Annotated in this window: 14 protein-coding genes; 7 read left to right on the top strand and 7 right to left on the bottom strand. The window is 66.8% G+C overall.

What is annotated here, in order from left to right; all coding sequences use genetic code 11:
- Window positions 1-151: 151 nt before the first annotated feature.
- Window positions 152-1,822 carry a PPE family protein gene (locus A9X01_RS00865; RefSeq protein ID WP_065118906.1) on the top strand — a complete coding sequence of 557 codons (1,671 nt, stop codon included), beginning with the start codon at window positions 152-154 and terminating at the stop codon, window positions 1,820-1,822.
- Here the strand turns inward: A9X01_RS00865 and A9X01_RS00860 are convergent.
- Complete coding sequence (locus A9X01_RS00860) at window positions 1,806-3,860, bottom strand: MDR family MFS transporter (RefSeq protein ID WP_065118862.1); 2,055 nt, start codon at window positions 3,858-3,860, stop codon at window positions 1,806-1,808. The genes A9X01_RS00865 and A9X01_RS00860 overlap by 17 nt on opposite strands.
- Window positions 3,861-3,955: 95 nt before the next feature.
- Window positions 3,956-4,435, bottom strand: a complete 480-nt coding sequence (gene bfr, locus A9X01_RS00855) for a bacterioferritin (RefSeq protein ID WP_065034228.1) — start codon at window positions 4,433-4,435, stop codon at window positions 3,956-3,958.
- Between the two features lie 262 nt (window positions 4,436-4,697).
- On the opposite strand from bfr, the gene A9X01_RS28665 reads away from it, so the two are divergent.
- On the top strand, window positions 4,698-4,889 hold the full coding sequence (locus A9X01_RS28665; protein WP_081282136.1) for a (2Fe-2S)-binding protein: 192 nt from the start codon (window positions 4,698-4,700) through the stop codon (window positions 4,887-4,889).
- A 6-nt stretch (window positions 4,890-4,895) separates the two neighbouring features.
- Here A9X01_RS28665 and A9X01_RS00850 read toward each other — a convergent pair whose 3' ends face one another.
- Genes A9X01_RS00850 through A9X01_RS00835 form a run of 4 tightly spaced genes read right to left on the bottom strand, consistent with a single transcriptional unit; the run spans window position 4,896 to window position 7,769 of the window.
- Window positions 4,896-5,651: an enoyl-CoA hydratase/isomerase family protein gene (locus tag A9X01_RS00850; RefSeq protein WP_065118861.1), complete on the bottom strand. Its 756-nt coding sequence runs from the start codon at window positions 5,649-5,651 to the stop codon at window positions 4,896-4,898.
- Between the two features lie 9 nt (window positions 5,652-5,660).
- Complete coding sequence (locus A9X01_RS00845; RefSeq protein ID WP_065118860.1) at window positions 5,661-6,104, bottom strand: TIGR03618 family F420-dependent PPOX class oxidoreductase; 444 nt, start codon at window positions 6,102-6,104, stop codon at window positions 5,661-5,663.
- Between the two features lie 8 nt (window positions 6,105-6,112).
- The gene (locus A9X01_RS00840; RefSeq protein ID WP_065118859.1) at window positions 6,113-6,814 is read right to left on the bottom strand and encodes a hypothetical protein; all 702 of its coding nucleotides are present in this window, start codon (window positions 6,812-6,814) and stop codon (window positions 6,113-6,115) included.
- A gap of 19 nt (window positions 6,815-6,833) precedes the next feature.
- A complete protein-coding gene (locus tag A9X01_RS00835; protein ID WP_065118858.1) occupies window positions 6,834-7,769 on the bottom strand; it encodes a hydrogen peroxide-inducible genes activator in 936 nt (311 codons plus the stop codon).
- 103 nt (window positions 7,770-7,872) lie between these two features.
- Between A9X01_RS00835 and A9X01_RS00830 the strand changes: the two genes are divergently transcribed.
- From A9X01_RS00830 to A9X01_RS00820, 3 genes are read left to right on the top strand one after another with little or no spacing between them, the layout of a single operon-like run.
- Window positions 7,873-8,460 (top strand): peroxiredoxin, encoded by a 588-nt coding sequence (locus tag A9X01_RS00830; RefSeq protein ID WP_065118857.1) that lies wholly within the window; start codon window positions 7,873-7,875, stop codon window positions 8,458-8,460.
- A gap of 26 nt (window positions 8,461-8,486) precedes the next feature.
- On the top strand, window positions 8,487-9,023 hold the full coding sequence (locus A9X01_RS00825) for an alkyl hydroperoxide reductase (RefSeq protein ID WP_065118856.1): 537 nt from the start codon (window positions 8,487-8,489) through the stop codon (window positions 9,021-9,023).
- 10 nt (window positions 9,024-9,033) lie between these two features.
- Window positions 9,034-10,314 carry an alpha-amylase family glycosyl hydrolase gene (locus A9X01_RS00820; protein WP_065118855.1) on the top strand — a complete coding sequence of 427 codons (1,281 nt, stop codon included), beginning with the start codon at window positions 9,034-9,036 and terminating at the stop codon, window positions 10,312-10,314.
- On the opposite strand, the gene A9X01_RS00815 is transcribed toward A9X01_RS00820, so the two are convergent.
- Window positions 10,307-10,732: a DUF1810 domain-containing protein gene (locus A9X01_RS00815; RefSeq protein ID WP_065118854.1), complete on the bottom strand. Its 426-nt coding sequence runs from the start codon at window positions 10,730-10,732 to the stop codon at window positions 10,307-10,309. The genes A9X01_RS00820 and A9X01_RS00815 overlap by 8 nt on opposite strands.
- 33 nt (window positions 10,733-10,765) lie before the next feature.
- Between A9X01_RS00815 and A9X01_RS00810 the strand changes: the two genes are divergently transcribed.
- Both A9X01_RS00810 and A9X01_RS00805 read left to right on the top strand, forming a co-directional pair.
- A complete protein-coding gene (locus A9X01_RS00810) occupies window positions 10,766-12,007 on the top strand; it encodes an alpha-hydroxy acid oxidase (RefSeq protein ID WP_065118853.1) in 1,242 nt (413 codons plus the stop codon).
- A gap of 121 nt (window positions 12,008-12,128) precedes the next feature.
- Window positions 12,129-13,206 (top strand): LON peptidase substrate-binding domain-containing protein (locus A9X01_RS00805; RefSeq protein WP_172832424.1); only part of this gene is annotated, 1,078 nt, incomplete at its 3' end.

Raw genomic sequence — 13,206 nt, 5'->3', positions numbered from 1 at the left:
CGGCATTCGGTATCGGCCGCACCCCCACACTTGCCGCACATGAAAATCATGTTCACTATATAAGAAGTTCAAATATTCCGATTCGGGATGGGGTGTCGCTGTGCAATCGTCCGGGGCTGAGGGCTGGCTTGCCGGCGCGAATCCGGTGTGGATGGCCTCGCCACCGGAGGTGCACTCAGCGCTACTCAACAGTGGTCCTGGCCCGGGCGCCTTGTTGACGGCAGCTGCGGCGTGGGCATCGCTGAGCACCGAATACGAATCGGCGGCGGACGATCTCCTGGCGGTGCTGGGCGCGGTTCAGGGCGCGGCATGGCACGGTCCCAGCGCCGAATCGTATGTGGCCGCGCACCTTTCGTATCTGGCGTGGCTACAGGAGGCGAGTGCGGCGAGCTCGGAAACCGCCGCGCGTGCCGAGGCTGTCGCCGGTGCCTATGCCGCGGCGTTGGCGGCGATGCCAACTTTGGCCGAGCTGGCCGCCAACCACGCCACCCACGCGGCTCTGTTGGCCACGAACTTCTTTGGCGTCAACACCATTCCGATCGCTGTCAACGAAGCCGACTACACCCGGATGTGGGTCCAGGCCGCCACCACGATGAACGGTTACCAGGCCGCCTCGGACGCGGCGCTGATGGCCGCGCCGCAACTACCGCCCCCGCCCAAGATCGTGCAGCAAATCGACCAGTCCCTGCAGAACCTGGTGCAGGCCTACCAGAACTTCATCGGAAACCCGCAGCTGAATCCGCTCGACCAGTTCGAGAACTTGGTCAACAACCCGCAGCTCGACGCGTTTCTCGAGCAGTTCGGTATCGGCAACGCCACCGTCGCTCACGATCCGGTGGTCGACAATGTGCTCGACAACTTCGTCGCCAATATCCTGCGCAACTTCGGCTACAACTGGAACCCGTTGCAGGGCACCCTCAATGGGCTGGACTACGACGACTACAGCGACCCGACCGTCGCGGCGTTCTGGGTGGCCCGGACGCTGGAGCTGAGCGAGGATTTCCAGCAGTTCTTCGTCTTCCTGCAGACGAACCCGGTGCTGGCCATCCAATACCTGGTCAGCCTGGAACTGTTCGACTGGCCCACTCATCTGGCCGAGGTCTTCACCTTGACGAGTCAGCCCGCTGCCCTGGCGGCCGCGCTGCCCGTGGTGGCCGCTCCCCTCGCGTCGGCCAGTGGCCTGGCCGGATTGGCCGGGCTGGCCGCGTTGCCATCCCCGATCGCGACGCCACCGGCATTGGTGCCGCTGGCAGCGCCTGCCCTGTTACCCGTGGCGGGCCTGGCTACGGTCAGCGCCCCGGCCGCGGCGCCTGCCCCGTCGAGCGCGCCCGCCCCCAATCCCCCGGCGGGCTCAGCCCCTTCATCGGTTCCACCGGCGCCGGGCGCTACCGGTGGGACGGGTTTCGCGCCCCCCTATGCCGCGGCACCGCCAGGCATCGGATTCGGTTCCGGGATGGGCGCCAAAGCCAGTGCCGCCACCAAAAGGCAGGCCGCGCAACCAGATAGCGCGGCGGCGACGGCTGCGGCCGCCCGAGAAGCGGCCCGCGCGCGGCGCCGACGGCAGGCCCGGTCCCGCGATCACGGGGACGAATTCATGGATATGAACGTCGACGTCGATCCCGACTGGATTGCGCAATCGTCCGGACGCGGCGCCGGCCGACTGGGACTCGTCGGCACGCTGGCCGACGATAAGGCCGGGGACGCAACCGGATTGGCCACCCTGGCCGACGACTACGGCGGCGGCCCGAAAGTGCCCATGCTGCCCGGCAGTTGGGCTGGCGAACCGGGCGCCGGACAAGACGAGGTCACCCCGCCGCAATAGCCTTCGGCGGCGAGTCTTCGAACCAGTCTCGTTGCGCGATGATGCGATACGCGATGCGCCCGAGCGCGGCCTCGACGTCGCGACGATCCGGACGCCCCGCAAAACCGGGTGACCGGGACAGTTTGTCGATGACCCAGTTCAGCAACAGCGAGTACACATACTCGACCTGCTCCCGCCCCGCCGGCGTGAGCGACAACCGGTCGCCGTCGCGCACCACGTAGCCGCCCGCGGCGAGCCGGTTGAAGGTGGGTTCCAGGACCTCGAACGGTATTTGGAGGTTGTCGCCGATGTCGGTGAGGCGCGCGGTACCGAAGAACTGGGCGTAGCGGTTCACCCGCAGCACCGCCCACAACCCGGCGACATCGAGCCGGCAATCCGGGCGCAGGGCAATGCTGCGCAGTCGCACGCCCGGTTCACCCCGCAGCATCCGCGCAATCGCGTTCTCCAGCAAGCGCTCCGGTGTCTCTGAGCTCGGCATGCCGAACCCGTCACCGAGGTCGACGGCGCTGTTGTGGATGTCGCGCAGCGGAACCTCGCGCAGGAACAACGCGAGCACGAATCCCACCGCGGCGACCGGCGCGGCCCACAGGAACACCTGGGACAGTGATTCGGCATAAGCCCGCACGATCGGTTCGGCGACGGCGGGCGGTTGCCGGTGCAGCGCGCCGGGCGAGCTCACGGCGTCGCGGGAGGCGCCGGTGGCAGCCAGCGCCGTGGCCAGTCTGGAGTTGAGGAAATTGGCGAACAGCGAGCCGAAGATGGCCGCGCCGAACGAGCTGCCGATGGTGCGGAAGAAGCTGACACCCGACGTTGCGACACCGAGATCCTCGAAGTTCGAGGTGTTCTGCACGATAAGCACCAGGACCTGCATGGACAGGCCGATGCCGGCGCCGAGGATGAACAAATAGACCGACTGCACCAGCGCGGGCGTCGAGCCGTCCATTCGGGACATCAACACGAACGCCAGCGTCATCAGCGCCGTGCCGACCACCGGAAAGACCTTGTAGCGACCCGTGCGGCCCACCAAGCTGCCGCTACCGGTGGAGGTGATCAGCATGCCGGCGACCATCGGCAGCGTGCGCAAACCCGATGTGGTCGCCGATACCCCGTCGACGTACTGCATGAAAGTCGGCAGGAAGGTCATCGCGCCCAGCATCGCGAACCCGACCACGAACGAGAGGACGCAGCACACCGTGAAGACCGGGCTGCCGAACAGGCGGATCGGCAGAATGGGCTGCGGGACACGGGTTTCCACCCACACGAACACCCCAAGTGCTGCCGCGGCACCCACGAACAAGCCGATGATGGTTCCCGACCCCCACGGGTACAGGGTGCCGCCCCAACTGGTGGCCAGCGTCAAACCGGCCGCGCCCAGCCCGATGAACAGGATGCCGACGTAGTCCACCTGCGGTTTGGTGGTGGCCGTCAGGGACGGAATGGCCGCGGCGGCGACGAGGATGACCACTACCGAGACAGGCAGGTTGATCCAGAACGCCCACCGCCAGGTGAGGTAGTCGGTGAAGTAGCCGCCGAGCAGTGGGCCCACGACCGTGGTGACGCCGAATACCGCGCCCAACATGCCTTGGTAGCGGCCCCGGTCGCGCAGCGGGACCACCTCGCCGATCAGCGCGCTGGCCGTGACGGTGATCGCTCCGCCGCCGACCCCCTGCAAGGCCCGGGCGGCCACCAGCATGGTCATCGACTGCGCCAGCCCGCAGAACACCGATCCCACGACGAAGAACAGCACGGCGACCTGGAAAACCCGTTTACGGCCGAACAGGTCACCGAACTTGCCGGCGAGCGCGGTGGCGATCGTCGAGGCGAGCAGGTAGCTGGTGACCACCCACGACTGGCGCCCGGCGTCGCCGAGGTCGGCAACGATCGTCGGCAACGCCGTTGCCACGATCGTCTGGTCCAGCGCCGCCAGCAGCATCCCGAGCACGATCGCCAGGAAGATGAAGTTGCGCCGCTGCGGGGTGATCAGCGTGCTATCGGGCGCCGGGTCCGTTGTTGGCTCGGCCGGGACGGTCGGCTGCACCTTCGATGTAGTCACTGCCACCTTTCAAGATCGGGCGCCTGAGAATGCCCCTGATCCCGACCGCCCAATCAGGTAGGTGGTGTGACCAAGGGCGGTCAGCTCGGCGGGCGAGAGACACACTGGGCGGAGTACAACTCCTCGCCCAGCTTGTCCATCAGCTCCAGCTGTGTCTCCAAATAGTCGATGTGGCTTTCCTCGTCGGCCACAATCCCTTCCAGCAGCGTGGCGCTGGTGCTGTCCTGCTTCTCGCGACACATGATGATGCCGGGCTTGAGCCGGTCCAGCACCTCATACTCGATCGCCAGGTCGGCCTCGAACTGCTCGCGCAGTGTCTGGCCGATGCGTAACGAGAAGATGCGCTGATAGTTCGGCAGACCGTCCAGCAGCAGGATGCGATCCGTGATGGCCTCGGCGTGCCGCATCTCGTCGAACGATTCCGCCCTTGTGTGGCCGGCAAGCTCGGTGAAGCCCCAGTTGTCCTGCATCTTGGAATGCAGGAAATACTGGTTGATGGCGGTGAGCTCGCTGGTCAGTTGCTCGTTGAGCAGGCGCAATACATCTGGATCACCTTGCATGATCACTCCTAGGGAAGGCTGTCATGACGTACCGCCGGCTGCTGGGCTGGAGCGAGCCGTGCGGGGTGTAGCAATCTAAATGTAATGCCTGTGGTGCTGGTCGGCGCAGGGTTAATTGCGCCGTCGGCGCGTCCGATCGACGCGGGAACCGGGCAGCGTGTTTAATACTTAGGTTAGACTCTACTAACCCACTTAGGTTAGACTCCACTAATATGCGGCCAGTACACGGAGTCCTCGGTGACCACTCGGTGGGTGTTTGCTGATGTACGTCTGCCTGTGCGTCGGAGCCACCAATCAGACTGTTTGTGAGGTTGTGGCGCGCGGTGCGTCGACCTCCAAAGAGATTGCTGCGGCGTGCGGGGCGGGCGCCGATTGCGGCCGTTGCCGCCGAACACTGCGAGCGATCCTGGCGGCAGCGCGCGTGGAGCAGGCCGAATTGAGCCCCTCTGCTTGACGTCGCTTAACGCGGCCGGTTGCTGAAATCCGCCAGTGCGGCGGCGTTGGCGGCGGCACCCATCAATTGCGCGAAGTGGGCGTTTTCGCGTGCCGTGGCCGCGGCGATTTCCGGTCGAAGGGGTTCGAGCATGGTGTGCTTGACCGCCATCAGGCTGGCGATCGGGCGGCCGGCGAGGATGTCGGCATGCCGCCGGGCTTCGGGCAGCAGTTCGTCGGGCTCACAGACCCGCCAAACCAGACCCATTCGGAGCGCTTCGGTGGCGTCGACCCATTCCGACGACAGCAACAACCAGGCGGCGTTCTGCCGCCCCATCAGCCGCGGCAGCAGGTAGGACGAGGCGGCCTCCGGCGCCACACCCAGACTGGTGAACGGGCATTTCAGCCGCGCGGTCGAGGACATGAAGGCCAGGTCGGCATAGCCCAGGATGGTGGCGCCGATGCCCAGGCCGACGCCGTTCACGGCGCAGATCAGCGGTTTGGGAAAGGCGGTCAACGCCTCGATCAGCCCGCGGAAGCCGTACTTGCCTTCCTGGAAATCGGGGTCGGTGATGCGCGCCTGCATCTCGGCGAGATCGGTACCGGCGCTGAAGCCGCGTCCGGCACCGGTCAGCAGGACGACGGCAACCTCCGGATCCTCGGCGGCGTCCAGCAGGGCCTGCGCGGTGGCGTCATAGAGGGCCTCGTTGAAGGCGTTGAGCGCTTCGGGCCGGTTCAGCGTCAGCGTGCGGACCCGGTTGTCATCGTCGATCAGCAGCGTCACCGCTGGATCCTATCTGCTGCTGTAGACGCGGTTCGGCTCGATCAGCACCACCGCGCGCCGCTCCTGCGCCATCACCCGGTCGTACTCGTCCCAGTCGTCGTGGGAGCCACCTGCCGCGGTGAACACGTCTCGCAGCAACTGCCGCAACTGATCCGGACCGCTCAGCCAGGGTTGCGGGTCGTCGGGGCCGGCCAGCTCCGCGCGGCCTTCGACGGTGGCCCACCGCCAGCCGTTGCGGAAGGTGACGGCCAGCGGGGGTCGTGCCCGGAGGTTGGCCAGCTTGACCTTGCCGTAGGTGGTGAAGCCCAGGACCGGCGCTCCCCCGGCCGGGTGCGGCAGCAGGCCCACATTGACCAGCGACGCCTGCACTGTGCCGTCGGCGCGGACGGTGGAGACCACCGCCAATCCGCTTTCCGATGATGCGAGTCCCACTGCGTCGACGAGTGTTGTCATGGCCTTCCTCAGTTCACAAAGGGCGTCTTGATGACGTACCGGCTGGTGGGCACGGTGTCGATGTTCTCGTTCGCGCCGAACGCGGAAGTACTGGCGACCATCCGGCCTACCCGGTGCTGCAAGTCGGCGTCGTCGGCGGCCCCGAAGAACGCTTTCAGGTCGGACACCGCTTCCGGCGGGAACAACTCTTCGACGATGGCGGCGATTCCCGGCGCGTCCGGGGTGAGCGCTCGCACCACCCAATTCTGGGTGTAGCCGAAGGTGGACTGGGTTTCGACGGCCACGGGGGTGTGATCGAGTTGCCAACGGTTCAGCCAGGTCGCCTGGTCCAGCTCGGCGGGCCGGCGCAGCAGTGCAATGTTGGCCAAACCCGTTGTGCGGGAACCTGGTTCGGACACAGGGCCGGCCAGTGGAACGGATTCGGTGACCAGGTAGGCGGCCAGCCGCTCGCACTCGGCGGCAAGCAGGTCCAGCGCCGCCGCGACCTGTTGGCCATAACATTGCTGGGTCCACAGACTCACCACCGCGGCTGCCGGCGGGTCCAGTGTCGTGAGCGTCATCAGCGACTCGCGCACAGCGTCGTCGCGGACGTTGACCGACAGCCCCGGGATGCCCAGTTGCAGCAATTGCTCGGCGACCGGGCCGCGCTGGCGAGCGCACCAGCCCTCGTCCGATTCCGCGCGCCTGAGCACGGCGATGACCTTCTCCATGGGCCGAACCTTACGTCCGTCAGCGGGTAAGGCGTACCGGCAGTTCCTCGCTGATGAGTTCTCCGATGATCCCGGCAAGGCGCCGATAGGCCTCCTCGCGACCGCTGGACGACCGGAAGACCAGCCCGATGCGCCGCCCGGGCCGGGGTGCGCCGAAGCGCGCGAGCCCGACGCCGCCGCGTGCCGTCTCCACCGACACCGCACTCTCCGGTATCAGCGTCACGCCGAGCCCGCCGGCCACGCACTGCACCGCGGTGGTCAGGGAGGCTGCCCGGGTGTCGGCGAGTTCGGCCTGCACGCCCGCGTTCTGGCAGACATCGAGGGCCTGATCGCGCAGGCAGTGGCCTTCGTCGAGGAGCAGCAGCGGCAGCTCCGCCAGCGCCGCCGGGGGTACCCGCGGCTTGCCCGTCAGCGGGTGCCCGGGTGGCAGCGCCAGTACGAAATCTTCGGCGTAGATGGGAATCTCGCTGATGCCGCTGGTGTCCGCGGGCAATGCGATCAGGGCGGCGTCCAGCGCACCCTCGCGCAGGACCAGCAACAGCCGATCGGTCTGGTCCTCGACGACGCGCACCGTGAGATCGGGTAGCCGGCGGGTCAGCCCGGCCAGGACGGTGGGCAGCACATACGGCGCCACCGTCGGGATCAGTCCCAGGCGGATGCTGCCCTGCAGCGGATCGGACACGCCTGCCGCCGCGTTGGTGAACGCGTCCGCGGCCTCGATCGCCGCCCGGGCCAACGGCAACAGCCGCACACCCTCGGCGGTCACTCGGACCTGGCGGGTGGACCGCTCGACGAGTAGAGCGCCCAACCCCGCCTCCAGCCCGGCCAGGGCCTGCGACAGGGTCGATTGACTAACCCCGAGAGTCGTTGCCGCACTGCCGAAATGCTGCTTCTCCGCCACCGCGACGAACGCCCGCAAGCCGGCCAGGGTGGGCTGAAAACTCTTATCGGTCATACCTAATAATACAGTGCTATATATCACCTTTACTTCATGCCGGTGACGGGGCAATATGGTGACATAACCGTCAAATTTGAATCAGTACAGAAAAAGGAGTGCCATGTCTCTGCTGACCATTGGCGACCAGTTTCCCGCATACCGGCTGACCGCGCTGATCGGCGGCGACCTGTCCAAGGTCGATGCCAAGCAGCCCGGTGACTACTTCACCACCATCTCCAGCGACGACCACCCCGGCAAGTGGCGGGTGATCTTCTTCTGGCCCAAGGACTTCACCTTCGTGTGCCCCACCGAGATCGCGGCCTTCGGCAAGCTCAACGACGAGTTCGAGGACCGGGACGCCCAGGTGCTCGGCGCCTCGATCGACAGCGAGTTCGTCCACTTCCAGTGGCGTGCCCAGCACGAGGATCTCAAGAAGCTGCCCTTCCCGATGCTCTCCGACATCAAGCGCGAGCTCGCCCAGGCGACCGGCGTGCTCAACGCCGACGGTGTCGCCGACCGGGTGACGTTCATCGTCGACCCCAACAACGAGATCCAGTTCGTGTCCGCGACGGCCGGTTCGGTGGGGCGTAACGTCGACGAGGTGCTGAGGGTGCTGGACGCCCTGCAATCCGACGAGCTGTGTGCCTGCAACTGGCGCAAGGGCGACCCGACCATCGATGCCGGCGAGCTGCTCAAGGCTTCGGCATAGCGGGTAGAGGGCACAGAGGAGGAAACATGAGTATCGAGAATCTCAAGGACGCGCTGCCCGAGTACGCCAAGGATCTCAAGCTCAACCTGGGCTCGATTTCCCGCACCACCGCGCTGAACGAGGAGCAGCTCTGGGGCACCCTGCTGGCCAGCGCCGCGGCGACCCGGAATGCCCGGGTGCTGAGCGAAATCGGCGGGGAGGCGGCCGACAACCTGTCGGCCGAGGCTTACAACGCGGCCCTGGGTGCCGCCTCGATCATGGGGATGAACAACGTGTTCTACCGTGGCCGCGGCTTCCTCGAGGGCAAGTACGACGACCTGCGTCCCGGCCTGCGGATGAACATCATCGGCAACCCCGGTGTGGACAAGGCGAACTTCGAGCTGTGGAGCTTCGCGGTCTCGTCGATCAACGGCTGCTCGCACTGCATGGTGGCGCACGAGCACACGCTGCGCGAGTCGGGTGTCGAACGCGAGGCCGTGTTCGAGGCGTTGAAGGTCGCAGCGATCGTTTCCGGTGTGGCGCAAGCGATCAGCACAGCCGATACGTTGGCGGCCGTCGGCTGATCGGCCCGTCATGACCGGACCCGTCTGGGTGCAACACGCGATCTGGTGGCAGGTCTATCCCCTGGGCTTCGTCGGAGCGTTCCCCGCTGAACATCCGCCGGGCCCGGGGGAACACCGGCTGCGCCGACTCGCCGAGTGGTTCGACCACGCGATCGCACTGGGCGCCTCCGGTGTCGCGCTGGGGCCGATCTTTTCCTCCCGCACCCACGGGTACGACACCACGGACCACTACCTGATCGACCCGAGACTCGGCGACGACGGCGACTTCGACCAGCTGGTGGCCGAGGCGAATCGCCGAGGGCTGCGTATCCTGCTCGACGGCGTGTTCAACCATGTGGGCGCGGATTTCGCGCGCTACCGCGACCCCGCTTCGGCGGACTGGTTCAGCGGCGGCAACTTCGAAGGCCACGACGAACTGATCGGCCTCAATCACAACAATCCCGAAGTCGCCGACTATGTCGTCGACGTCATGTCGCACTGGCTCGAGCGGGGCGCGCACGGCTGGCGCCTCGATGCGGCTTATGTTGTGCCGCATGAATTCTGGGCCGAGGTGCTACCGCGGGTACGCGAGCGCCACCCCGACGTCTGGTTCGTCGGAGAACTCATCCACGGTGACTACGCGGCGCAGGTCCGGGCCGCCAGGTTCGATTCGGCCACCCAGTACGAGTTGTGGAAGGCGATCTGGAGCAGCCTCAACGACGGAAACTTCTTCGAGCTGGACTGGGCACTGCAGCGGCACAACGAGTTCCTCGACGAGTTCGCGCCCCTGACCTTTGTCGGCAATCACGACGTCACCCGGATCGCCAGCCAGCTCGACCGCGCCGAACACCAGGCGCACGCGCTGGTGCTGTTGCTGACGGTGGGTGGCGTCCCCAGCGTGTATGCCGGCGACGAATTCGGCTGGCGCGGGGTCAAGGAAGAGCGCCGCGGCGGTGACGACGCGGTCCGCCCGGAGTTCGGCACTCCCCCAGCGCAACTCGACGAATCAGGTCAGCGCGTATGGGCGTTGCACCAGTTCCTGGTCGGCTTGCGACGCCGGCACCCGTGGTTGCACGCCGCGACGACCCGCGCCGTGCTGTTGCAGAACAAGCACTACGTCTACCGGACGCAGCACGGCGACGACGCGCTGCTGGTCGCCCTGAACATCGACGACGAGCCGCTGCGGCTGTCGTTGCCGGAGCTGGGCTCGCAGCGGGCAGAGGTGCTGGCCGGTTCGACGGCCCCGCCCGCGGAGGTCGTGGACAGCGTGACCGTCGAGCCGCACGGCTGGCGGATTCTGCGTCCTAGCTGAGCCGCGCTACGGTGCGCGGGTCCTCTTCGCCCCCGTGATACTTGTCCAGCAGCGCGACGAAATCCTGGTTGTCATCGGTGGCCCGAGCGAACAACGTCACCGAGGACCGCAGTTTCAAGTCGTCCGGTGAGCCGAAGATCTGTCCGGCCGAGCGGCCCGCAATGTCGTTGACCAACCGGACGCACTCGCGTAGCCGCGGCCCGAGCAGGTCGTGTTCCAGGTAGGCGCGGGCCTCTTCGAGGGAGGAGATGCCGTAATGGTCTGCCGTCGGGCTGCTGCCCAGCCCGCGCAGTTGCGGGAAGACGAACCACATCCAGTGACTGCGTTTCCGGCCGGCCCGCAACTCCTGCACGACGTCGTCGTAGACGCGGTCCTGGGCGTCCACGAAACGCTGCAGCTCGAACCGATCGCGGGCCATACCTCCAGACTCGCACACTGGTTAGATGAACTGATGGCGGTCAAGCGGCAGATGCCCAGAATCCGCGACCTGGCGCCGCTGCTGCAGTTCAAGCGGCCGCAGTTCAACCGCGTCCAACGGCGGTTGGAGGCCGCGCTCACCATCGAAGATTTGCGCCGGATCGCCAAACGGCGGACTCCCAAGGCGGCGTTCGACTACACCGACGGCGCAGCCGAGGACGAGCTTTCGATACAGCGGGCCCGACAAGCGTTCCGCGACATCGAATTTCACCCGACCATCCTGCGTGATGTCACCAATGTGACGGCCGGATGGAATGTGCTGGGCCAACCGGTGGTGTTGCCGTTCGCCATCGCACCCACCGGATTCACCCGTTTGATGCACACCGAAGGCGAGCTCGCCGGTGCGCGGGCGGCGGCCGCGGCGGGTATCCCCTTCTCGCTGTCCACCCTGGGCACCAGCTCCATCGAAGACGTCGCGACGGCAGTGCCGCAGGGACGCAAATGGTTTCAGCTGTACATGTGGAAGGACCGCGACCGGTCCATGGCCCTGGTTAGGCGGGCCGCAGCGGCGGGTTTCGACACCATGCTGGTCACCGTCGACGTCCCCGTCGCCGGCGCGCGGTTGCGCGATGTCCGCAACGGAATGTCCATCCCGCCGGCGTTGACGCTGCGGACCGTGCTGGACGCGGTTCCGCACCCGCACTGGTGGTTTGATCTGTTGACCACCGAACCGTTGTCCTTCGCGTCGCTGGACCGCTGGTCGGGCACCGTCGGGGAATACCTGAACTCCATGTTCGACCCCAGTGTCACCTTCGACGATCTGGCCTGGATCAAGTCGCACTGGCCCGGCAAACTCGTGGTCAAGGGGATTCAGACGCTGGACGACGCCCGGGCGGTCGTCGACCGCGGCGTCGACGGCATCGTGCTGTCCAATCACGGTGGCCGGCAACTGGATCGGGCGCCGGTGCCGTTCCACCTGCTGCCGTCGGTGTCCCGCGAACTGGGCAACGACACCGAGATCCTGCTGGACACCGGCATCATGTCGGGCGCCGATATCGTCGCGGCGATCGCATTGGGCGCCAGGTGCACGCTGGTAGGACGGGCCTATCTCTACGGGTTGATGGCCGGTGGCGAGGCGGGCGTCCGGCGAGCGATCGACATCCTCGAGAGCGGTGTGCTGCGCACCATGGCCCTACTGGGCGTGACCTGCCTCGAAGAACTCTCCCCCAAACACGTGACGCAGCTACGGCGGGTGGGGCCGGTGCCGCCGGCGTAACACCAGCGTGACGCTCGGCGGCCAGCGTTGCGCTGGTGTGACGCTCGTAGCGAAACAGTCCAGGGAACAAACGGCCTGCCGGCAGGGTTGAGCCAGTCAGACTTAACTTTTGGAGGATCTGATGGCTGAAGCCAAATCACTGCCGGTCCTGTTCGCTACCGACACGATCGTGTTGCCCGGGATGGTGGTGCCGATTGCGCTCGACGACGCCGCCCGCGCGGCGGTCGACGCCGCCCAGGCCAGCGACTCACGCGAGCTGCTGGTCGCGCCCCGGCTGGAGGACCGCTACCCGACCCACGGTGTGGTGGCCAAAATTCTGCAGGTCGGCCGGATCGCCGGTGGCGGCACCGCAGCCGTCGTGCGGGGTGAACGGCGCGCACACATCGGCGCCGGGGCCAGCGGACCGGGTGCGGCGCTGTGGGTCGAGGTCACCGAGGTCCCCGACACCGAGACGACCGACGAGATCAAGGCGCTGGCTGCCGAATACAAGAAATTGCTGCTGGCGGTGCTGCAACGCCGGGACGCCTGGCAGATCATCGACTACGTCAACAGCCTCACCGACCCGTCGGCGCTGGCTGACACCTCGGGCTACGCGTCCTACCTGTCCGACGTGCAGAAGCGCGAGATGCTCGAGACCATCGACGTGGCCCGTCGGCTGCGCCTGCTGATCGACTGGACCAGCGAGCACCTGGCCGAGGTCGAGGTAAACGACAAGATCGCCGAAGACGTCCGCGAGGGCATGGAGAAGACGCAGAAGGAATTCCTGCTGCGCCAACAACTGGCCGCCATCCGCAAGGAACTGGGCGAGGGCGAGCCCGAGGGGTCTGACGATTATCGGGCGCGGGTCGAGGCCGCCGATCTGCCGGAGAAGGTGCGCGAGGCCGCGCTGCGTGAGGTCGGCAAGCTGGAACGGGCGAGCGACCAGAGCCCGGAAAGCGGCTGGATCCGCGCCTGGCTGGACACCGTGCTGGACCTGCCGTGGAATGTGCGGACCGAGGACTCGACCGACCTGGCCGCCGCCCGGGCCGTCCTGGACGCCGACCACCACGGTCTGGACGACGTGAAGGACCGCATCGTCGAATACCTGGCGGTGCGCACCCGGCGCGCGCAGCGTGGGCTGCAGGTGGTCGGCGGCCGGGGTTCCGGTGCGGTGATGGTGCTGGCCGGTCCCCCGGGGGTCGGCAAGACCTCGCTGGGCG

The sequence above is a fragment of the Mycobacterium asiaticum genome, from assembly GCF_001668675.1.
Taxonomy (GTDB): Bacteria; Actinomycetota; Actinomycetes; order Mycobacteriales; family Mycobacteriaceae; genus Mycobacterium; species Mycobacterium asiaticum_D.
Note: the sequence above shows the minus strand (reverse complement) of the source record. Positions and strands in the feature narration are given on the sequence as shown.

What these genes read in the sequence shown, in the direction of transcription:
- A9X01_RS00865 (WP_065118906.1), top strand. Translation starts at nt 152, where the DNA reads ATGGCCTCGCCACCGGAGGTGCACTCAGCGCTACTCAACAGTGGTCCT.
- bfr (WP_065034228.1), bottom strand. Translation starts at nt 4,435, where the DNA reads ATGCAAGGTGATCCAGATGTATTGCGCCTGCTCAACGAGCAACTGACC.
- A9X01_RS28665 (WP_081282136.1), top strand. Translation starts at nt 4,698, where the DNA reads ATGTACGTCTGCCTGTGCGTCGGAGCCACCAATCAGACTGTTTGTGAG.
- A9X01_RS00845 (WP_065118860.1), bottom strand. Translation starts at nt 6,104, where the DNA reads ATGACAACACTCGTCGACGCAGTGGGACTCGCATCATCGGAAAGCGGA.
- A9X01_RS00840 (WP_065118859.1), bottom strand. Translation starts at nt 6,814, where the DNA reads ATGGAGAAGGTCATCGCCGTGCTCAGGCGCGCGGAATCGGACGAGGGC.
- A9X01_RS00835 (WP_065118858.1), bottom strand. Translation starts at nt 7,769, where the DNA reads ATGACCGATAAGAGTTTTCAGCCCACCCTGGCCGGCTTGCGGGCGTTC.
- A9X01_RS00830 (WP_065118857.1), top strand. Translation starts at nt 7,873, where the DNA reads ATGTCTCTGCTGACCATTGGCGACCAGTTTCCCGCATACCGGCTGACC.
- A9X01_RS00825 (WP_065118856.1), top strand. Translation starts at nt 8,487, where the DNA reads ATGAGTATCGAGAATCTCAAGGACGCGCTGCCCGAGTACGCCAAGGAT.
- A9X01_RS00820 (WP_065118855.1), top strand. Translation starts at nt 9,034, where the DNA reads ATGACCGGACCCGTCTGGGTGCAACACGCGATCTGGTGGCAGGTCTAT.
- A9X01_RS00815 (WP_065118854.1), bottom strand. Translation starts at nt 10,732, where the DNA reads ATGGCCCGCGATCGGTTCGAGCTGCAGCGTTTCGTGGACGCCCAGGAC.
- A9X01_RS00810 (WP_065118853.1), top strand. Translation starts at nt 10,766, where the DNA reads ATGGCGGTCAAGCGGCAGATGCCCAGAATCCGCGACCTGGCGCCGCTG.